This window comes from Terrisporobacter mayombei (assembly GCF_020748465.1).
GTDB classification, from domain to species: Bacteria; Bacillota; Clostridia; order Peptostreptococcales; family Peptostreptococcaceae; genus Terrisporobacter; species Terrisporobacter mayombei.
Window position 1 is genome coordinate 87,871 of sequence record NZ_JAHZMP010000008.1, and the last position, 21,460, is coordinate 109,330.

The window sequence follows — 21,460 nt, forward strand, 5'->3', positions numbered from 1 at the left end:
ATGATTAAGGTTATATATGAAGATAATCATTTATTAGTAGTTGAAAAGCCTGTTAATATACTATCTCAAGGAGATAATACTAATGATGATGATATGGTAAATCTTCTAAAGAAATGCCTTAAGGAAAAATACAATAAGCCAGGAAATGTGTTTGTGGGGCTTGTACATAGATTAGATAGGCCTGTAGGAGGTTGTATGGTCTTTGCAAAGACTTCTAAGGCTGCTTCTAGACTATCAGAGCAAGTAAGAAATAAATCTTTTAAAAAAACATATAGAGCTGTTATTCATGGAAATATGAATAACAAGTCAGACAATCTTCTAGACTACCTATACAAAAATAAAAAAACTAATATGGTTAGTGTAGTTAGTAAAAATACAAAAGAAGCTAAAGATGCTAGGCTTTCATATGAAACGCTAGATTCTCAAAAAGGATTTAGCCTTGTTCAAATAGATTTACAAACAGGAAGACCACATCAAATAAGAGTGCAGTTTGCAAGTAGAAAGCATCCTTTATTTGGAGATCAAAGATACGGTCAACATTTAAATAAAGTTGGACAGCAAATTGCTTTATGGTCCTATAAAATAGAAGTACAACATCCAACAACAAAAGAAAAAATGGAATTTGTATGTGATGTCCCAAAAGAATATCCATGGAATATATTTGCATACTAATGAATTATAAATTTTTAATTGTAAGGAAATTATGTGCAAGTAATAAGGAGATACAATGGAAAGATATAAAGGGTTTTATATTGATAAACCTTATGGAAATAATGTTTTTTCTTATGAAGAAAGAAAAAATAAAAAAATTTTTGTACCAAAACTAATTGAAGGTGACTTGGAAGATGTACAGGTTGGGGATGATATAGTTTTTAATGAAATTGATGAAGACAATGAAATAAAAGCTAAAGGTCTTAAGAACTTAGTTAAATATAAATTTGAAGATAAAATTATATATATTTTTGACAATCACAATCACGCCTTTTATTTTTGGATGAAAAGTTTAAAAAATAAAGAATTCAATAAAGGTTGCAAATTAGTTCATGTTGATCAGCACAAAGACATGAGAGAGCCTAATCATTATAATGTGGATGTAGACAGTTTGAATGATGTATTTACGTATACAAATGAAGTTTTAAACGTAGGGAACTTTATTCAACCAGCATTGAAAAAAGAAATTTTCTCAAAAGTTATAATAATTGATAGTTCTTATGGTTTTGATGTTAAAATTGACGGAGAGTATGTGCTAGACATAGACTTAGATATATTTTCAAAAGATATGGACTATATACCTTATGATTTTAGATTAAATAAAATTAAAGAATTAATAAGAGGTGCAAAAGTTATAACTGTAGCTACTAGCCCATACTTTATAGAGCAAGACCATGCCATAAAGGTATTAAAAGAACTATTTAATTGTGATATAATAGTATAGTTAAACAAGGATAATTTTAAATTAATTTTAGGAGGAGCATTAGTATGAGTTTACTAACTGAATGGAGAGCTTTAAGCGAAAATCTTGAAACTCAAGAAGCGGAAATAAAATTCTGGGAAGAATACTTAAAAGTAGAAGCTGGAATATACAATGAATTATTAAATAAAAAAATAGAAGTTATAGAAGGGAAAGTTGCTGATTTAGCTGCATCTCACGACACTTCTGTTGAATACTTCATGGGATTCATAGATGGAATAAGTGAAAGTTTAAAAGAGGAGATAGTGTTAGAAGAGATAGAAGCTGATTCTGAAATATCTTTAAAAATAGATTTCGAAAAATTATACTTCAATATGTTAAATGTAGAAGCTGAATGGTTATATACTTTACCAGGTTGGGAAGAAATATTATCAGCAGAAAAAAGAAAAGAAATAGAAAAAGCATACAAAAAAACTAAGACTGTTGTTAAAGAAAACAGAGTTGGAAGAAATGATCCATGCCCATGTGGAAGTGGAAAGAAATACAAAAAATGTTGTGGAAAATAGATAATTTAGGCTACCTTTTAATGAGGTAGTCTTTTTTTGTTACAAAATAAAGAAACTATATTTATTCAAAAATATGGGAAAAACTCTTGCAAAATGGTTACAAAAATGTAACAATATATATATAGTTATTACAAAAAGATTACAATTAGAATTGTATCAGATTAGGGGGTTGAATGAGTATAGTTTAAATACTATATAAATAGAATAATATGAAGAATTTTAAAAGAAAATTAATAGCTTTATTATTACTTGTTACAATGATTACGCCAGTGTTAGCAACACCGACTCAAATAGATGCAGCTTCAAAAAGTAGTAAGTCAACGAAGGTTGTAAGTTTTGCGAAAAAACAATTAGGAAAAAAATACGTTTGGGGAAATTCAGGTCCATCTACATTTGATTGTTCTGGATTTACATACTATGTTATAAAAAAGACTACAGGTAAAAGTATCTCAAGAACTTCAACTACACAAAGTAAACAAGGAAAATATGTAAGTAGAAAAAATTTAAAAAAAGGTGATTTAGTATTTTTTGCTACAACAGGAAATGGACGAGTATCTCATGCAGGCATCTATATAGGTAACAAAAAATTCATCCATGCATCATCAACTAAAGGCAAGGTTGTAATATCAAGTATGGCTAGTGGTCATTACTATAATACTTTTGTAAATGGAAGAAGAGTAATATAAATTTTAAATATATAAATGAAAGAGCTATAAATAGCTGATTTAAGTCAACTATTTATATTATAGCTCTTTTTATAACATCAATTATTTTATTTTTAAAATTATTAATATCTGTTTTTTGCGTTTCTATAGGTACTTGAATTTTTTCAAATAAATCAAATATCATATCATCTGTAAATTCACATACACCTGTATCACCGACGATAACATTATCATACTGACCATACTGTTGCCTAATATCATAAATATCAACTGCGTTCATAAATTTGTTTAACTCATCAAATTTAAGAACCCACCCTGGTGTTATATATAAATTAGCATCATTATTTTTTATTTCATCTCCAATTATTAACTCAATACAATTAGAATCTTTAAAAGTAATTAAATTGTCGTAGTCTTTTAGAAACTCATGAAACATATAATGGCACTTACTTCCATAAAGCAGAATTATCTTATCTGACTGTATACTATCTAAATTACCAGTAATTACACTTTTTAACTTATCCAAGCTTGTATGCAGTCCAAATGGTAGATATTTCACATTAATATTTTCTTTAAATAGCTTTTCTTTTTTTATATCTTCTAAAACTTTATTTAGTTCTGGTTCGAATACCCCACAGGATAAAATAAATATATTCATATGTAATATAAACCCCCTTTTTTATGAACACAAAAAATACTTTCTTAAATACATTATATATTAGAAATTATTATATATATATGAGAACATATTAATCTAGTACATTGATTATATTTAACAAAATATGTTTTTTATCAACATATGAACAAAATATCCTCTAAAACATACTATAAATTAAAACCATATGTTAAGGAGGACAACTATGAAAGAGGGAGATATAGTAGTTAGAAAATCTTATAACAGAGATATTATATTTAAAATAGTAGGATTTTCTAAGGACGAAAAAAATAAAAAAGTTGCCATATTAAAAGGTGTGGCTTTTAGATTAATGGCAGATGCATATTTAGATGATTTAGAATTGTTGGAAGAAAGTGACACTAGGGGGATTTTAATAGATAAAAATGTTCAAAGTTTATTATATAGATCAGTAGTTAATGCAAGAGAAAGACAAAATTTGTATAGAGGAGCTCCTAAACTTCAGGCCAGTAGTAATGTATATGGGATTCCAGGAAAGGTGCTCCAAATAGACGGGGACAAAGAATATTTAAAAATATGTTTAGATGTTTATACTGAATTGGGAATACCAGCTGTTGGAGTAGCCATACCAGAAGCAAATCAGTATAAAGAAGTGAGAGCACTTTTAGAAAAGCACAAACCAGATATTTTGGTTATAACAGGACATGATGCTATCACGTCTAAAAAGGGAAATTTAAAAGATATAAATAATTATAGAAATTCTTATAACTTTATAAAGTGTGTTAGAGAAGCTAGAAAATGGCAACCTGATTTTGATGGCTTAGTTATTTTTGCAGGTGCATGTCAATCCAATTATGAGCAAATAATAAGATCGGGGGCAAACTACGCTAGTTCTCCAGGAAGAATAATGATACATGCTCTTGATCCTGTATTTATTGTTGAAAAAATTGCTTGTTCAAGAATTGATATGGTAGTACCAATAGAAGAAGTAATAGAACAAACAATAACAGGATATAAAGGTATAGGGGGTTCTGAAACTAGGGGAAAATTTAGATGGGCAATGCCTAGATTGATATAATTTTATATTAAAAATATATTTTTATTAAAATTATACTGTATTCTTTGAAAATACTATTGACAATTGCTTTGAAAATATATAAAATAATTAGTTAAAACATTTGACAAAGTCTTCTTTTTGTGATATTATGTAAACATAGAAACTAAAAGAGGGTGATATTATGGCTACTGTTCAAACTTTAGATAACATCAGACTAAATTTGGAAAAACATCTAGGTAAAAAAATAATATTGAAGGCAAATAAGGGAAGAAAACAGATTACAACCAAAAGGGGAATACTAGAAAATGTTTATCCTAGTGTCTTTATAGTGAAGCTAGAAGCAAGTGGAAGTGGATATCAAAGAGTATCTTATAGTTACTCTGATTTGTTAACAGAAAATGTAAAATTACAAGTTTTTAAAGATAGCAAAACAGAAGAAGATAAATTGAGCGTAAGTTAAAATTATACCTATTAAATTAGGTGTAATTTTTTTTTGTTCTCTTAAATATAAATATAGTGTGATAGTTTATTTATATTTAGGAGGGACAAATATGGAATTAATTAAAGATATAATCAAAATAGATAGCAGAGTTGATTTTGGGAAGTATCAAACATTTATTGAATCGGAAGCGGTAGTGCCAGATGTTAAGTCAGACGTTTATGAAATAGTTGATACTCAAGGGTACATAGCATTGAGTAAAATTGATGTATCAGATGGAAAACTTGTATGTAGAGGAAGTTTTAATTACAATGTTATGTATATAGCAGATGATAAAAGTACTTTATCCAATGTTTGTGGAAAAATAGACATAAATGAGGTTGTAGAAAAAGATAATATAGTTCAAGATATGGAGTACATGCTATATCCAGAGGTAGAACATGTTGATTGTACGATTTTGAATGAAAGAAAAATAAGAGTAGGAGCTCTTATGAATATTAAAGGTAGTTTGTTTGAAAAACAAAGATTAGATATTGTAAAAGATGTTTCTCAAGTTGAATGCATTCAAAAACATAGAAAAGAAATAGTATATCAAGACATTATTGGAATAGAAAAAACAGAAAGTGTAATAAGAGACACTATAGCTATAAGTTCAGAAGAGGTGTCTGCAATAATAAATATTACACCTGTAGTAAAAGTTAAGGAAAGTAGAATAGCAGACAATAAAGTTATAATTGGTGGGGTTTTAGAAATTAGCCCTCTATCATGCACTTCTGAGGGAGATATTGTAGAGTTAGATAAAGTAGGTATTGATTTTACACAATTTATTGAAGTTCCAGGAGCTTTTGATGGAATGAAAGAAGAAACCCTATTAAGTATAGGTGATTTTAATTATAACTTTAAAGAAAATAGTGAAAGTAACACAGCTATGTTAGAGATAGAGTGTACAGTATGTTGTAAGGTAAAAGTTACTGATGAAGTAACTAGAGAAGTATTGCAAGATGCATATTCGCCACAAAAAATAGTAAAATTTGATCATAGACTAATAAATTTAAATAAAGCACTGTGTTCTATGTCAGAAATATTTACAGTTAGAGAGACTTTAAGTGTAGGTGATGAGAGCATACAAGTAAAAGATATAGTAAGTGTGTGTCCATCAATATCAATAGAAAACGCTTATGTAGAAGGAAATAAAAGCATAATTCAAGGAATAATAAAGGTGGTAATATTATTTGTTCCTGTTGAAGGAGAGAAAATGATTTATAAATTATCAGAAGAAATTCCTTTTGAGAATGATGTTGTTATCGAAAATTTAAGTGATACTTGTTCAATATTTAATACAGTGTGTATAGATAAAGTTGAGGCAGATTTAAACAGAGATGAAATAGATTTAGTAATAAAAGTGAAAAGATTTACAGAAGCTATAGATAAGAAATCAGAAAGTTTTATTATAAAAGGTGAAGACCAAGGTGATTACGATCTTTCAACAGCTCCTAGTATAATAGTATATATTTGCAAGGAAGGTGACAATCTTTGGGATATAGCTAAAAAATATAATACAACAGAAGAAGAAATAGCAGATGTAAATGAAATTAAGGTAGAAGAACCAATTAAGCCAGGAAAATGCTTAATTTTACAAAAAAAAGTTACAACTATAGATTAGTAAACTAACAAAAGTAACAAAATAATAGGGGATAAAACCCCTATTATTTTGTTTTTGTAGTATAATAATTATAATTCGAGAATCCATTATACTAAATGCAACCACATACAAGGAGGATGAAATGAATTCTATAGAACTGAAAAGTAGAGCGAAGATCAATTTATCTATAGATGTATTAGGAAAAAGACAAGATGGATATCATTTAGTTGAAATGATAATGCAAACTATTGATTTATTTGATATTATAAAGATTTTTTCACTGGATGAAGATACAATAATAATAAACAGTAATAGTAAAGATATCCCTATTGACAGTAGCAATATAGTGTATAAAGCTGCTAGTTTAATAAAACAAGAATTCAATATAAAAAGAGGTATAAAAATTTACATAGAGAAAAATATACCTGTTGCTGCTGGTATGGCAGGTGGAAGTAGTAATGCAGCGGCAGTTTTAGTTGGATTAAATAAGCTATGGGATCTTAACTTAAGTAAAAATAAACTTAAGGGAATAGGCTTACAACTAGGGGCTGATGTGCCTTTTTGTATTGAAGGAGAAGCATCATTGGCTGAAAATATTGGAGAAAAGTTAACAAATATAGATGGTTTATCTCAGGATGCATTTATTTTGGTGTGTAAACCAGAATTATTTGTGTCTACAAAAGAAGTATATGAAGCTATAGATTCTAAAATCATTAAAAAAAGGCCTGATAATAAATTATTAATAAGGCTATTGAAAGAAAATAACATAGAGCTATTATCAAAGAACATGTACAATGTCTTAGAATCCGTTACTAAGGAAAAATTTCCTGTTATTAATGAGATAGAAGAAATTATGATGAACAATAAGGCACTAGGAGCTATGATGAGTGGAAGTGGGCCAACAGTTTTTGGATTATATAATAGCGAAGACGACGCAGAACAATGTAAAAAAATTTTACTAGAAAACTTTAGACAAGTATATCTAGTTAAAAGCCATAAAAAGGGGGTTGAAATAAATGGATAGTTTAACAAAATTAAACCTAGATAATTATAAGCCATTAAGAGATGTAGTATTTGAAAACTTAAGAACAGCTATCTTAGAAGGTAATTTAAAAGCAGGTCAAAGACTTATGGAAGTACAACTTGCAGAACAGTTAGGAGTAAGTAGAACTCCAATAAGAGAAGCTATTAGAAAATTAGAACTTGAAGGTCTAGTAGTAATGTTACCAAGAAAGGGAGCTTACGTAGCTAATATGTCATTTAAAGACTTAATAGATGTATTAGAAATAAGAGCAAGCTTAGAAGGGTTAGCAGCATCTTTAGCATCAGAGAGACTAAGAGATGAGGATATTGTTGAGTTAGAAAGAGTTGCAAAAGAATTTGAAAAAAGTGTAAGAGAAACTGACATAGACAATGTATTAAAAAAAGATGTAGAATTTCATGAAAAGATATTTTTAATGGCAAATAATAAGAAACTATATCACTTAATAACTTCTTTATGGGAACAAGTGCATAGGTTCAGAGTGACGTATGTATCAAATTATGAGGCATCATTAAGCCTGGTAGATGAACATAATAGAATACTAGAAGCAATCAAAGCAGGTAATTCTGAATTAGCCCAAAAATATGCAACAGAGCATATAGAATTGGCAGAACAATTTTTTATGGAGAACACAGTAAATAGTTAAATAAAAATGGGAATTATATTTGAAAGAAGGCTAAGCCTTCTTTTTTATTTCCAACTTATTAACTTAAGTAAGGTCGTTGCATGAAAATGTAGCGAAGATATATCATTGTAGACATAAAGTATTCCTCAGATATGCTAATCAAGATAAGTAAATTTTTATTTTTTAATGAATACTAAAACCCTTTATATTCATATGTTGCAAATCAAATTTCTGTATAAAAAAATAATAAATGGATACACTCAAAATATGAATTAATTTTTGGGGGGGATTATTATGAAAGTGAAAAATATAAAAAAAAGAATATATATACTGCTTGGTATTTTGATTACTATATTATCAGTAACTACTTTAGTAATATCAAAAGAAATAAATAAAATAGAAGCTTGTACATATGATTATAAAGAAAAACTAATAAGATTTCATGTCATAGCTAATAGCGACACAGACGAAGATCAAGAATTAAAGTTAAAAGTTAGGGATGCAGTTATAGCTTATTTACAACCGAAACTTGAAAATTCTAAATCGATAGAAGAAAGTGAAGCAATTATAAAAGATGAATATAATAACTTAGAAAAAATAAGTAAGGATATTATATCTAAGAACGGATATGATTATAATGTTGATATTGGGTTACAGTATAGTGATTTTCCAGCAAAACAATACTCAAGTGTAGTATTACCAGCAGGCAAATATAAGGCTTTAAAAATCATAATAGGACAGGGGAAAGGTAAAAATTGGTGGTGTGTAATGTTTCCTCCTCTTTGTTTTGTAGATGAACAAAATGGAGTAATAGATGAGAAAACTGATGAAAAACTAAAAGAAATACTAACGCCACAAGAATATGACTTAATTATGGCAAAAAATAAGACTGAAGTAGGTAATTTGAAATTTAAATTTAAAATAGCAGAAGTATTTCAAAATTTGTTTTAAACCAAGAATAAAATAAAAAAGGAGTGACTTTAACTATGGATAGGTGCTATAAAACACTTATAGTATCACTATTAGTTTTAGGCAATGTATTTGTATCTATAAAACAAATATATGCACTAGAATATTACTATTTAGACAATAAAACAGAAAATTGTTTTATGCAAGTACAAGAACAAGATGAAAAAAAGGAAGCAGTTATAAATCTTAACGATGAACAAATAATGTTATTATCAAAATTAATAGCAGGAGAAGCTAGAGGAGAAAGTTATGAAGGACAAGTTGCTGTAGCAGCAGTTGTAATTAATAGAGTAAAAGATTCTAGATTCCCCGATTCCTTAGAAGGAGTTATATATCAAAAAAATGCATTTTCTGTAGTAAAAAATGGGACCATATATGCAGAACCAACAAGTTCTACATATAGAGCTGCTCAGGAAGCACTATATGGAAGTGATCCAACTAATAATGCAATATATTTTTGGAATCCAGATATATCCACATGTAGTTGGATAAACACACTGACTCCTTACTTAAGAATAGGAAATCATGTTTTTGCTAAATAATATAAAATTTTAAATAAAAAAAGTAAAGGAGTTTTACTCCTTTATTTTTTTTGTAAAATAAATTATAATTATCATTTAGATAGCAAAATTTAAAACTAAATGCTTTACTTAAAAAAGCCATATTTAGAAGGAGGTAATGTATTGGAAGTTAAAATTAATATCCATACTATTCAATATAATGAATATGGAGAGCGAAATGACATAAAAGTAAAAGCTACGGGTACCTTATATGAAAAAAGGGATAATACCTATGTAGTTTATAAGGAAAAAGAAGATGGCAAAGAGACGACAACATCTATTAAAATTGAAAATGATAAGGTAACAATAAAAAGATTTGGTGAAATAAATTCAACTATGGCTTTTAAAGCAGATCAGACAATTAACTCTAATTATGCAACGCCACAGGGTATGTTTATTGTAGAAACAAAAACCACAAATTTAAATATAAAAAACGAAAAAAATATTATTATTGATATAGATTATAATATAGAAATAATAGATATGTTCAAAGGCCGTAATAAAATAAAAATAAATATTTATCAATAAATAAAGTTAAAAAAATAAATATTTTTAATGGAATAAAATTAAAGGTAGTTAAAATACTACCTTTTGTTTCATTTATTTGTTATCATTATAACTATAGTGTTTAAAAAATATTCTTAAAAAATAGGATAAATATAAACAAGGATTTGAAGTTTTTTTATAGAAAATAGTACTAGTAGTTAAGAATTTCATTAATTAAAAATTTGATGCAAATAAGTAAGACAATTAAATTAATTATTGATAAAATTAATTGTAATAGAGGTATAAAATATGATATTTGAGAAAACGCTAAGTACGATAAAAAAATACAGCTTAATCGAAAATGGGGATAAAATTGTGTTAGGCCTTTCTGGAGGACCTGATTCGGTTTGTTTATTACATATATTGAATAGATTGAGGGATGTTCTAGATATAGAAGTTTATGCAGCACATTTGAATCATCAGATTAGAGGCATGGAAGCCCAAAAAGATGCTCTATATGTTTCTCAATTGTGTGAAAGCTTAGGAGTAACTTTTTTTGTTAAATCTATAAATGTACCACAATATTGTAAGCAAAATAAGCTGTCTTTAGAAGAGGGAGCAAGAAAATTAAGATATGAGATGTTCTTTGAAATAAAAGAAAAGCTAAATGCAAATAAAATAGCTATAGCTCATAATATGAATGATCAAGCTGAAACCGTTTTAATGCGTATGATGAGGGGGACAGGTTTACAAGGATTAAAAGGGATAGATTACATAAGAGATGATGATATAATTAGACCTATTTTAGAAATTGAAAGGTATGAAATAGAAGCTTACTGTGAAGAGTATAAATTGAACCCAAGAATAGACGCTACAAACCTAGAAAACATATATACAAGGAATAAAATTAGACTAGATCTTATACCATATATGAAGGATAATTTTAATTCTAACATAATAGAATCCATAGTAAGAATGAGTAATAGCTTGAGAATTGATAATGATTTTATAGAAAAAGAGGCTTTTAAAAAGTTTAAAGAAGTAGCCTTTATAAATGGATACAATTTAGAAATTAAGCTAAATAAATATATAAATTTACATAAGTCATTAAAAAGTAGAATTATTAGATTAGGAATAAAATATGTTTTGGGAGATACAAATTTTATAGACCAAAAGCATGTTGAGGAAGTTCTAGACTTAGAAGGTGAAAATAAAATTGATAAAAAAATAGTTCTTCCAAGAGGATTATTTGTTTATAGACAAAAGAGTAAACTGGTATTTACAACAAAAGAAATTATATTTGAAGAAATAGAATTCTCTTATAAAGTACCGAAAAATGGGTTTGTCAAAATAAATGAAGCTAATATCATTATTGAAACTGAAACAATGCCTATAAATAGGTATAAGGCTTTGAAAAGAGATAAATCATTAAAATGGTTTGATTGTAATAAAATTAAAGGGGGGATAATTGTAAGAAGTAGAAAGTCAGGGGATAAAATAAAACTTTCTATGGGAAGCAAAAAATTGAAAGAATTATTCATAGATTTAAAAATTCCAAAAGAAGAAAGAGGTAAAGTTCCGGTGCTACAGGATGATAATGGAATTTTATGTGTTGGAAATTTTAGAAATAGTGAAGCATATAAGGTTGATGAAACCACAAAAGAAGTCTTAAAGATTTGCTTTAAGAAAATTTAGAATTAAAACAACTTATGAAAGGAGGGCTTCTTTTGAACAAATTTTTAAAAGGAGCAGGTTTTTATCTGTTACTATTTATGATAATAATTGGAATAGTCCAATTTTCAGGTACTAAAACAACTAAGATTGAAGAGTTAAAGTTTTCTGAAGTTTATAAAAATTTAATGGAAGAAAATATATCGAGTATACATTTTGTTGAAGGAACTTCTGTAAAAGGAAAAATAAAAGACTCAAATAAGGAATTCACGTCATATATACCAAATGAAGTATTAGGAGATAAACTAGCTAATGAGATATTAGATCAATCAGTAGAAAATAAGTTAGTAATTGATGGGGAAGCACAACCACAAACACCTTGGTTTGTAAGTATGCTGCCAACTGTTCTTCTAATTGGATTTATGATTATAATATGGTTTGTTTTTATGAATCAGTCTCAAGGTGGAGGCGGAAAGGTTATGAGTTTTGGAAAATCTAAAGCCAGGGTTCATAAAGATGATGAAAAGACAAGGGTCACATTCAAAGATGTGGCGGGACTGTCGGAGGAAAAAGAAGATTTGCAGGAAGTTGTTGATTTCCTGAAGAACCCCAAGAGGTATATTAATCTAGGTGCTAGAATTCCAAAAGGTATACTAATGGTTGGTCCTCCAGGTACAGGAAAAACATATTTATCAAGAGCTGTTGCAGGAGAAGCTGGGGTACCATTTTTCAGCATAAGTGGTTCTGACTTTGTTGAAATGTTCGTAGGTGTTGGAGCATCAAGAGTAAGAGATTTATTTGAACAAGCGAAGAAAAGTGCACCTGCAATAATATTCATAGATGAAATAGACGCTGTTGGTAGGAAAAGAGGTGCTGGTCTTGGTGGAGGACATGATGAAAGAGAGCAAACTCTAAACCAACTTCTAGTAGAGATGGATGGTTTCGGAGTTAATCAAGGAATAATAATCATGGCTGCAACAAATAGACCAGACATTTTAGACCCTGCATTACTTAGACCAGGTAGATTTGACAGAGAAGTAGTAGTTGGAGTACCAGATGTTAGAGGTAGAGAAGCTATATTTGAGGTTCATTCAAAAAATAAACCTTTAGCACATGATGTAAATAAAGAAGTGTTAGCTAAGAGAACTCCAGGATTTACGCCAGCAGATATTGAAAACATAATGAATGAGGCTGCTATATTAACAGCTAGAAAAAGAGAAAAAGAAATTCATATGGATACTATAGAAGAAGCTATAACAAAAGTTATGGTTGGTGTAGCTAAAAAATCTAGAGTTATCAGTGAAAAAGATAGAAAGCTTACAGCTTATCATGAGGCAGGTCATGCTATTTGTATGCATATACTTCCAAATGTAAATCCAGTTCACCAAGTAACTATAATACCAAGGGGTAGAGCTGGTGGATTTACTGAACCTCTTCCACAAGAAGACCAAATGTATGGTACTAAGAATGAAATGTTAGAAACTATAGTAATGGCTCTTGGTGGTAGGGTTGCAGAAGAATTAATCATGGAGGACATTTCAACAGGAGCATCTAATGACCTAGAAAGAGTTACAGCAATAGCAAGAGCTATGGTAACAAAATATGGTATGAGTGAAAAAATGGGACCTATGGTATACGGAGACAGTGATGATGAAGTATTCTTAGGAAACAGCATAACTACTAAGAAAAATTACTCAGAAGAGATAGCTTTTGAGATAGATAAAGAAGTTAGAGCTATAGTTGAAAATGCTTATAAAGAGTGTAAACAGATATTAAATAAAAATATGGATAAATTACACTATGTTGCAAAAGGATTACTGCTATATGAAACATTAGATTCAGATCAATTTATGCAAGCATTTAATGAAGAGTTGTCATTAGATGAAAAAGATGTATTTGCAAAAAAAGAAGAATCAAAAGTTATTATTGATGAGGAAGAAGATACACAAGAAGAATCTAATGAAGAAGTGAAGGTTAATTTAAGTAAATCAAAATTAGAAGATTTCAAATTACCAGAAGATGATAATAAATAATTTAAATAGAAAAACAGGGCTTGCATTAAAGCTCTGTTTTTATTTATATATAATATAATTAGTGTATAATTAATTTTATAAAAAAGTCGAAATAGTAGAGGTGAAGTATGAGAGATAAAATAATAGAAGTTATTTTAGATAGTGGAACAGATTTTGTATCGGGAGAAGAATTATCAAAAAAATTAGGTATATCTAGAACAGCCATATGGAAACATATTAATATTTTACGAGAAGAAGGTTACGATATAGAATCTGTTAATAGAAAAGGTTATAGATTAATTGGATCACCAAAGGATTTATTAAACCCACAAAATATTTATCATAATTTAAAAACAGAGTTTATAGGAAAAAATGTAATTCATCTTGAAAGTGTAGACTCAACTAATGATTACTTAAAGAAGGTAGGTGATGATGTTCAAGAAGGCACTGTAGTTATAAGTGAAGAACAAACAAAAGGCAAAGGAAGATTGGGGAGAAATTGGCAATCAAAATCCAAAGAAGGTATATGGATGAGCATAATACTTAAACCTGAGATTATACCATATAAAGCTCCTTTTATAACTTTAATAGCAGGGGCAGCTATAGTAAAAGCATTAAATAACTTACAAGTATCTGCAAATATTAAATGGCCAAATGATATTATTATAAATAATAAAAAAGTAAGTGGAATATTAACTGAGTTATCTGCCGAAATTGAAAGAATTAATTATGTGGTAGTTGGAATAGGCATGAATGTGAAGAACTTAGATTTTGATAAAGAGTTAGAAGAAAAGGCAACATCATTGTATAAAGAGGATTATCATTTATCAAGAGTAGAAATAGTATCACAAGTACTTTATGAATTTGAAAAGCTATATAATGATTATATAAAAAATGACTACAAAGAAGAAACTTTAAAAATTTGTAAAGAATACTCAGCAATACTAAATAAAGATGTATATATAATTAAAGGTGATGAAAAAGAACTAGTCAAATGTATTGATATTAGTGATGACGGAAATTTAATAGTAAGGGCTGGTAATAATAACGTACAAGAAATTTTATCTGGAGAAGTTTCAATAAGAGGAGTTAAAGGATATGTATAATAATATTTTGGATGTAAAAGGATTGAAAGTTGGTCAAGTAGAAGATACAGACGCTTTAACTGGCTGTACTGTTGTAATATGCGAAGAAGGTGCAACCTGTGGAGTGGATGTTAGAGGATCTGCCCCAGGAACGAGAGAAACAGATTTACTAGATCCAATAAACTCAGTTCAAAAAGTACATGCAGTAGTATTATCTGGGGGATCTGCATTTGGGTTGGAGTCTACATGTGGCGTAAGTAAATATTTAGAAGAAAAGAATATAGGGTTTGATGTTGGGGTTTGTAAAGTACCTATTGTAACAGGAGCGGTATTATTTGACTTAGGTGTAGGAAATTATAAAGTAAGACCAGATAAAGAAATGGGATACAAAGCTTGTTTAAATGCCAGTGAGACTGAATTAAAACAAGGAAACTATGGGGCAGGATGTGGAGCAACTGTAGGAAAAGTAAAAGGGCTAGACTATGTAACAAAAGGTGGAATAGGAAGTTACTCAATTAAACTTGATAATGGAGTGGTAGTATCAGCATTAATAGCTGTTAATGCTTTTGGAGATATATATGAAGATGGAAGAGTAATAGCTGGAGTATTAAATGATGACAAAACAAAATTATTAAATACTTATGAAATAATGAAGCCAGGATTTATGAAGGGCGGATTTAAAATAGATAATACAACTATAGGTATAGTTGCCACTAATGCAAAATTAACAAAAGCCCAATGTAAAAAAATATCTCAAATGGCTCATGATGGATATGCAAAAGCGATATTTCCTATACATACACCTCATGATGGAGATGCAATATTTACTATGTCAACGGGAAAAATAGAAGTTGATTCAGATATTACCCTATTAGGATGTTTAACAGTTGAGGTAGTAGAAAAAAGTATTATAAATGCCATAAAAAACGCTAAAAACGTAAAAAATATTATTTCTTATAATGAATTAGAAAATGACAAATAATAATATCATATAAAAAAGTTGCACTATATATGTTTATATAATATTGTTGACAATGCAAAAAGTCACTGTTAAAATTGTCTTGTTATATAGCTGACATCTTCTTAACGAAGAGTCTGACTTAGTTGACACTTAAGAGTCGCAAAAGTCAAAACTAAATAAAACTAAAATAGTCCGGCATCTTTTAAGAGCTGGAACGGGGGTGTATTTTTATTATGATTAACACACGAGCATCAGCACAAAGAAGGTTGAATGTAAGGAGAATGACTATAATAGGAGTTTTATCTGCAATTTCTATTATGATGTCAATGTTACCATTTATAGGTTATATACCTATAGGACCTATAAAAGCAACTATAATGCATATACCAGTTATTATAGGCGCGATTATAGAAGGTCCAGTAGTAGGCGCAACAATAGGGTTAATTTTTGGATTAACAAGCTTATGGAACGCAATAACACAACCAGTATTATTGTCGCCATTATTTATAAATCCGCTAGTATCTGTACTTCCTAGAATACTAATAGGAATAGTAGCTTATTATGTATATCAAGGTGTATACAAAGTAAGTAAAAAAGTGTATGCTTCAGGATTTGTAGCAGGTATAATGGGATCTCTTGCTAATACAGCTGGCGTTTTAGGTATGATTTATATACTATATGCAGATAAATACCTAGCACTTATGGAACAACAAGGATCAAGCGCGGGCAAATTATTATTTGGCGTTGTTTTAACAAGTGGAGTACCAGAAGCATTAATCGCAGGATTAATAGTATCTGCAGTTTCAGTGGCACTAATAAGAAAAGGCAAAAAATAGAAGGAAGGTTTAAACATATGCTATTAGTATTTGATATAGGAAATACAAATATGGTTATAGGTATATATGAAGGAAAGACTTTAGTAAAAGACTGGAGGATTTGTACAGATATACACAAAACATCTGATGAATATGGAATGTTAATAAGTAATTTATTAACTTATGATAAAATGGACTTAAAATCAATTGATGATGTAATAATATCTTCAGTTGTTCCAAATGTAATGCATGCTTTAGAAAACTTTTGTATAAAGTATTGTGAGAAAAAGCCTATGATAGTAGGTCCTGGAATAAGAACAGGGCTAAATATAAAATATGATAATCCTAAACAAGTAGGAGCAGATAGAATAGTAAATGCTGTGGCAGCAATTGAAAAATACGGAAGTCCGCTTATAATAGTAGATTTTGGAACAGCTACAACATTTTGTGCAATATCTGAAAGAGCAGAGTATCTAGGTGGAACAATATGTCCAGGGCTTAAGATATCAAGTGAAGCATTATTTAATGGTGCTGCAAAACTTCCTAGAGTTGAACTTCTTAAACCAGGTAAGACTATTTGTAAAACTACAGTAGAAGCAATGCAATCAGGAATAATATACGGATACGTTGGACAGGTAGAAAAAATAATATCAATGATGAAAAAAGAATTACGTAGTGAAAATATAAAAGTTATAGCTACAGGAGGATTATCTTCTCTTATTCATTCAGAAACTGATAGCATAGATTATGTAGATAGATTTTTAACTTTAGAAGGATTAAGATTAATACACGAAAAAAACAAATAAAAATCATGTAGGAATTGGTGTAATCCAATTCCTTTTTAATATGTAAAAATAATACAATACAAAATAATAATAGTATATTTTCAGAATTTGTAATAATATATTTAGAGTAGTTAATTAAAATTTGGAAAAATGTTAATCATTATAAATAATTCATAATTAAAAGGAGACAGAAGATGAAAATAGGCAATGTCCAATTAAATAATAAAGTTTTTTTATCTCCTATGGCAGGTGTAACAGACTTACCTTTTAGATTAATTTGTAAAGAAAAAGGATGTGGTATGCTTTACACGGAGATGATAAATGCTAAGGCTCTTTGCTATGATGATGAAAATACTAAGAAGATGTTGAAAATAGAAGATGAAGAACATCCTATTGCAGTTCAAATATTTGGATCGGAACCAGAATTTATGGGAAAAGCAGCAGCTATAATGAATGAGTATCCAAATGAAGTTTTAGATATAAATATGGGATGTCCAGCACCAAAAGTTATAAAAAACGGTGATGGATCTGCTTTAATGAGAAACCCTAAGCTAGCAGCAGAAGTTTTAAGTTCAGTAGTTAAGAACTCAAAAAAACCAGTTACATTAAAAATAAGAAAAGGCTGGGACGACGATAGTGTAAATGCTGTTGAGATAGCTAAAATAGCAGAAGAATGCGGAATAAGTGCTTTAGCTATACATGGTAGAACAAGAGAGCAATTTTATTCTGGTAAAGCAGATTGGGATATAATTGCACAAATAAAGCAAACTATAAATATACCTGTAATAGGTAATGGTGATGTATTTGAAGTTGAAGATGCAGTAAATATGTTAGAAAAAACTAAATGTGATGCTATAATGATTGGTAGGGGTTCGCAAGGAAACCCTTGGATATTCAAAAGAATAAATCATTATATGGAGACTGGACAAATATTACCAGAGCCAACATTAGAAGAAAAAATAACTACAGCAATAAAGCACATGAATTTAGCAGTAGCGGAACATGGAGAGTATGTTGCTGTAAGGGAAATGAGAAAACATATAGGTTGGTACTTAAAAGGTTTAAAAAATTCCGCTAAATATAAAGATCAAATTAATAAAATAACGGATTACAAAGAAGTAATTGCTATGTTAGAAGAGTATATGGAACACTCCTTGACACAAATAAGATAGTGACTTATAATATAGCGCATAATAAATCAATAGGAATAAATGTAAAATATGTTGAATAAGCATATTTTAAAAATATATAGAAGGAGTTGTAGGGGTTATGGTAGAAAAACAAGAGATACTTACACAAGAAGGTTACAACAAAATAGAAGAAGAAGTAGAGTACTTAAAAACAGTTAAGAGAAAAGAAGTTGCAGAAAGAATAAAAGTAGCTATTTCATTTGGAGACTTATCGGAAAATGCTGAATACGATGAAGCTAAAAATGAGCAAGCTCAAGTAGAAGAAAGAATCGTAAAATTAGAAAATATTTTAAGAAAGGCTGTTATAATAGATGAGAGTCAAATAGACAGCAATATAGTAACAATTGGATCGACAGTTAAAGTATATGATACTGATTTTGAAGAAGAAGTAGAATATACAATAGTAGGTTCTGCGGAAGCTGATCCATACAATGGGAAAATATCAAATGAATCACCAGTAGGTAGCACATTTATAGGAAAACACAAAGGCGATGATGTTGAAGTTCAAGTACCAAACGGTGTTGTAATATATAAAATATTAGACATAAGAAGATAGTTTAATTAAAATTTAATAAGAACATAACTTGGAGGAAAAAAATGAGTAAAGATCAACAAAATGTGATTGATAACCAAGAAGACCTTACAGAAGTACTGAAAGTAAGAAGAGAAAAATTAAGCAAGTTACAAGAAATGGGAAAAAATCCATTTGAACAAAGCAGATATGATAGAACTAACTGTTCTAAAGACATAAAAGATAACTTTGATGAAATGGAAGGAAAAGTTGTTAGAATAGCTGGACGTATAATGAGCAAAAGACTTCAAGGTAAAGCTGGATTTATAGATATCCAAGATCAAGACGGTAGAATACAATGCTACGTAAGAAAAGATAAAATAGGCGAAGAAGAATATGATCTTTTCAAAACTTACGATATAGGTGATATCATAGGTTTAGAAGGTGAAGTGTTTAAAACTAAAAAAGAAGAAATATCAGTAAAAGCTACTTCTGTAGTTTTATTATCTAAATCGCTACAAATATTACCAGAAAAATATCACGGATTAAAAGATCAAGATATAAGATATAGACAAAGATATGTTGACTTAATAGTTAACCCAGAAGTTAAAGATGCTTTCCTAACAAGAACAAAAGCATTAAAAGCACTAAGATTATTCTTAGATGAAAGAGGATTCTTAGAAGTTGAAACACCTATATTAAATACTATTGCTGGTGGAGCTAATGCTAGACCATTTGTTACTCACCATAATACACTAGATATACCAATGTACTTAAGAATAGCAAATGAATTATACTTAAAAAGACTTATAGTAGGTGGGTTTGATAAAGTATATGAAATGGGTAGAATGTTCAGAAATGAAGGTATGTCTATAAAGCATAATCCAGAATATACTGCTATGGAATTATATCAAGCATATGCTGATTATGAAGATATGATGAGAATAACTGAAAATCTTATATCTCATATGGCGGAAGTAGCTACAGGAAGTACAGTTGTAAACTACCAAGGAACTGAAATAGATTTCAAACCACCTTGGAGAAGAATGACTATGATAGAATGTGTTAAAGAATATACTGGTGTTGACTTTGATACAATAAATACAGATGAAGAAGCTTTAGAAATAGCTAGAGAAAAAGGTATAGAAATAATGCCTGGAATGAGAAGAGGAGAAGTTATTAATGCATTCTTCGAAGAATTTGGTGAAGATAAATTAATCCAACCAACATTTATAACACATCATCCAGTTGAAGTATCACCTCTTGCTAAGAGAAATGTTGAAGACCCAAGAAAAACTGATAGATTCGAAGCTTTCGCAAATAAATGGGAATTAGCTAATGCATTCTCTGAACTTAATGATCCAATCGACCAAAAAGGAAGATTTATGGATCAAATGAGAAAGAAAGAACTAGGTGATGATGAAGCTTGTGATATGGATGAAGACTTCATAAATGCGCTAGAAGTAGGTTTACCTCCAACAGGTGGACTAGGAATAGGTATAGATAGAGTTATGATGTTACTTACTAACTCTGCATCAATAAGAGATGTAATACTATTCCCAACGATGAAACCTATTGACCAAAATAAAAATCAAATAGAAGAATAGTTTTAATATAAAAAACTCGTGTTTACTAACTTTTATAGTTATATAGGCACGAGTTTTTTATTACATAAAATATAACTATTTTTATTACAAAAATTAATTAACATATCAACAGTAAAATATAAAAAACATGAACAAAAAATGTTGTTACCTAATTTAAAATGATAAAAAAGAAAAAATGGTATTTTATTATGAGAATAATGAAAGAAAAATTATTAAAGGAAAAAGGAATAAATACTTAGAAATGAATATAAAAATTAATGTTATACGGAAGGGGCAATGAAAATGAATCAAATTATGTCATGGATATGTCTTATAAGTATATGCTTTTTATCTTTACAGGTTATGATTTTTCTATGTGAGGACACATTAAAAGTATTTAATAAAGTAAGTTGTAATAATAAAAAGAATAACAAAAAACCAGCTACTGCAAATGTTACGTATGATTATAAAAATAAAATAGCAAAATAAATAAAAAAGTGTTGACCTACTGTATTATAAATGATATAGTATTACTTGTCCTTGAGATAAGGGCAAACAGCTAAAAACTTCTTAGAAAAGTTGTTGACAAAGAAAAACAACTTTGGTAAGATAAAGAAGTTGAAACAAGCAAAGAACTTTGAAAATTAAACAGTAGGTTAACAATAAATTAATTCTTTAAGAATTAAACTGAAACAACAAACAAACCAAGCCAGATATTCAGATAATGATTAGTCTGAGCGATGGACAA

At 29.0% G+C, this 21,460-nt stretch carries 23 protein-coding genes; 22 read left to right on the top strand and 1 reads right to left on the bottom strand.

Annotated features, from left to right (window positions below; genetic code table 11):
- The 4 genes from K0039_RS17915 (at position 1) to K0039_RS17930 (ending at position 2,663) form a co-directional block, all read left to right on the top strand.
- Complete coding sequence (locus K0039_RS17915) at positions 1–672, top strand: RluA family pseudouridine synthase (protein WP_228106438.1); 672 nt, start codon at positions 1–3, stop codon at positions 670–672.
- A 55-nt stretch (positions 673–727) separates the two neighbouring features.
- On the top strand, positions 728–1,435 hold the full coding sequence (locus tag K0039_RS17920; protein WP_228106439.1) for a peptide arginase family protein: 708 nt from the start codon (positions 728–730) through the stop codon (positions 1,433–1,435).
- A 44-nt stretch (positions 1,436–1,479) separates the two neighbouring features.
- Positions 1,480–1,977 (top strand): SEC-C metal-binding domain-containing protein, encoded by a 498-nt coding sequence (locus K0039_RS17925; RefSeq protein WP_228106440.1) that lies wholly within the window; start codon positions 1,480–1,482, stop codon positions 1,975–1,977.
- Between the two features lie 209 nt (positions 1,978–2,186).
- Positions 2,187–2,663, top strand: coding sequence for a C40 family peptidase (locus K0039_RS17930; protein ID WP_228106441.1), 477 nt, complete (start codon positions 2,187–2,189; stop codon positions 2,661–2,663).
- A 52-nt stretch (positions 2,664–2,715) separates the two neighbouring features.
- On the opposite strand, the gene K0039_RS17935 is transcribed toward K0039_RS17930, so the two are convergent.
- Positions 2,716–3,300 (bottom strand): DUF1638 domain-containing protein, encoded by a 585-nt coding sequence (locus K0039_RS17935; protein ID WP_228106442.1) that lies wholly within the window; start codon positions 3,298–3,300, stop codon positions 2,716–2,718.
- A gap of 202 nt (positions 3,301–3,502) precedes the next feature.
- Here K0039_RS17935 and yabG point away from each other — a divergent pair, with 202 nt between their 5' ends.
- From yabG to K0039_RS18025, 18 genes are all read left to right on the top strand, one after another.
- Positions 3,503–4,354 carry a sporulation peptidase YabG gene (gene yabG / locus K0039_RS17940; RefSeq protein WP_228106443.1) on the top strand — a complete coding sequence of 284 codons (852 nt, stop codon included), beginning with the start codon at positions 3,503–3,505 and terminating at the stop codon, positions 4,352–4,354.
- 160 nt (positions 4,355–4,514) lie between these two features.
- Entirely contained in the window at positions 4,515–4,793 is a 279-nt protein-coding gene (locus K0039_RS17945; RefSeq protein WP_228106444.1) for a Veg family protein, read from the top strand.
- A gap of 91 nt (positions 4,794–4,884) precedes the next feature.
- On the top strand, positions 4,885–6,435 hold the full coding sequence (locus K0039_RS17950; protein ID WP_228106445.1) for a DUF3794 and LysM peptidoglycan-binding domain-containing protein: 1,551 nt from the start codon (positions 4,885–4,887) through the stop codon (positions 6,433–6,435).
- Between the two features lie 121 nt (positions 6,436–6,556).
- A complete protein-coding gene (gene ispE / locus K0039_RS17955) occupies positions 6,557–7,438 on the top strand; it encodes a 4-(cytidine 5'-diphospho)-2-C-methyl-D-erythritol kinase (RefSeq protein WP_228106446.1) in 882 nt (293 codons plus the stop codon).
- Positions 7,431–8,102 (top strand): GntR family transcriptional regulator, encoded by a 672-nt coding sequence (locus tag K0039_RS17960; RefSeq protein ID WP_228106447.1) that lies wholly within the window; start codon positions 7,431–7,433, stop codon positions 8,100–8,102. Before ispE ends, K0039_RS17960 begins: the two co-directional genes overlap by 8 nt.
- Positions 8,103–8,375: 273 nt before the next feature.
- The gene (gene spoIIR, locus K0039_RS17965) at positions 8,376–9,032 is read left to right on the top strand and encodes a stage II sporulation protein R (RefSeq protein WP_265589524.1); all 657 of its coding nucleotides are present in this window, start codon (positions 8,376–8,378) and stop codon (positions 9,030–9,032) included.
- A 35-nt stretch (positions 9,033–9,067) separates the two neighbouring features.
- Positions 9,068–9,592, top strand: coding sequence for a cell wall hydrolase (locus K0039_RS17970; RefSeq protein ID WP_228106448.1), 525 nt, complete (start codon positions 9,068–9,070; stop codon positions 9,590–9,592).
- A 141-nt stretch (positions 9,593–9,733) separates the two neighbouring features.
- Entirely contained in the window at positions 9,734–10,138 is a 405-nt protein-coding gene (locus K0039_RS17975; protein ID WP_228106449.1) for a YwiB family protein, read from the top strand.
- Between the two features lie 267 nt (positions 10,139–10,405).
- Positions 10,406–11,791, top strand: coding sequence for a tRNA lysidine(34) synthetase TilS (gene tilS, locus K0039_RS17980; RefSeq protein WP_228106450.1), 1,386 nt, complete (start codon positions 10,406–10,408; stop codon positions 11,789–11,791).
- 32 nt (positions 11,792–11,823) lie between these two features.
- Positions 11,824–13,800: an ATP-dependent zinc metalloprotease FtsH gene (gene ftsH / locus K0039_RS17985; protein ID WP_272491544.1), complete on the top strand. Its 1,977-nt coding sequence runs from the start codon at positions 11,824–11,826 to the stop codon at positions 13,798–13,800.
- A gap of 107 nt (positions 13,801–13,907) precedes the next feature.
- A complete protein-coding gene (locus tag K0039_RS17990) occupies positions 13,908–14,885 on the top strand; it encodes a biotin--[acetyl-CoA-carboxylase] ligase (protein ID WP_228106452.1) in 978 nt (325 codons plus the stop codon).
- On the top strand, positions 14,878–15,846 hold the full coding sequence (locus K0039_RS17995) for a P1 family peptidase (protein WP_228106453.1): 969 nt from the start codon (positions 14,878–14,880) through the stop codon (positions 15,844–15,846). The genes K0039_RS17990 and K0039_RS17995 overlap by 8 nt, the downstream gene beginning before the upstream one ends.
- A 212-nt stretch (positions 15,847–16,058) precedes the next feature.
- The gene (locus K0039_RS18000) at positions 16,059–16,661 is read left to right on the top strand and encodes an ECF transporter S component (RefSeq protein WP_228106454.1); all 603 of its coding nucleotides are present in this window, start codon (positions 16,059–16,061) and stop codon (positions 16,659–16,661) included.
- A 17-nt stretch (positions 16,662–16,678) separates the two neighbouring features.
- Complete coding sequence (locus K0039_RS18005; protein ID WP_228106455.1) at positions 16,679–17,446, top strand: type III pantothenate kinase; 768 nt, start codon at positions 16,679–16,681, stop codon at positions 17,444–17,446.
- Between the two features lie 173 nt (positions 17,447–17,619).
- Positions 17,620–18,597, top strand: a complete 978-nt coding sequence (gene dusB / locus K0039_RS18010) for a tRNA dihydrouridine synthase DusB (protein WP_228106456.1) — start codon at positions 17,620–17,622, stop codon at positions 18,595–18,597.
- A 97-nt stretch (positions 18,598–18,694) separates the two neighbouring features.
- A complete protein-coding gene (gene greA / locus K0039_RS18015; protein WP_228106457.1) occupies positions 18,695–19,171 on the top strand; it encodes a transcription elongation factor GreA in 477 nt (158 codons plus the stop codon).
- A 41-nt stretch (positions 19,172–19,212) separates the two neighbouring features.
- Complete coding sequence (gene lysS / locus K0039_RS18020) at positions 19,213–20,733, top strand: lysine--tRNA ligase (RefSeq protein ID WP_228106458.1); 1,521 nt, start codon at positions 19,213–19,215, stop codon at positions 20,731–20,733.
- Positions 20,734–21,015: 282 nt separating this feature from the next.
- The gene (locus K0039_RS18025) at positions 21,016–21,201 is read left to right on the top strand and encodes a hypothetical protein (protein WP_228106459.1); all 186 of its coding nucleotides are present in this window, start codon (positions 21,016–21,018) and stop codon (positions 21,199–21,201) included.
- Positions 21,202–21,460: the final 259 nt, after the last annotated feature.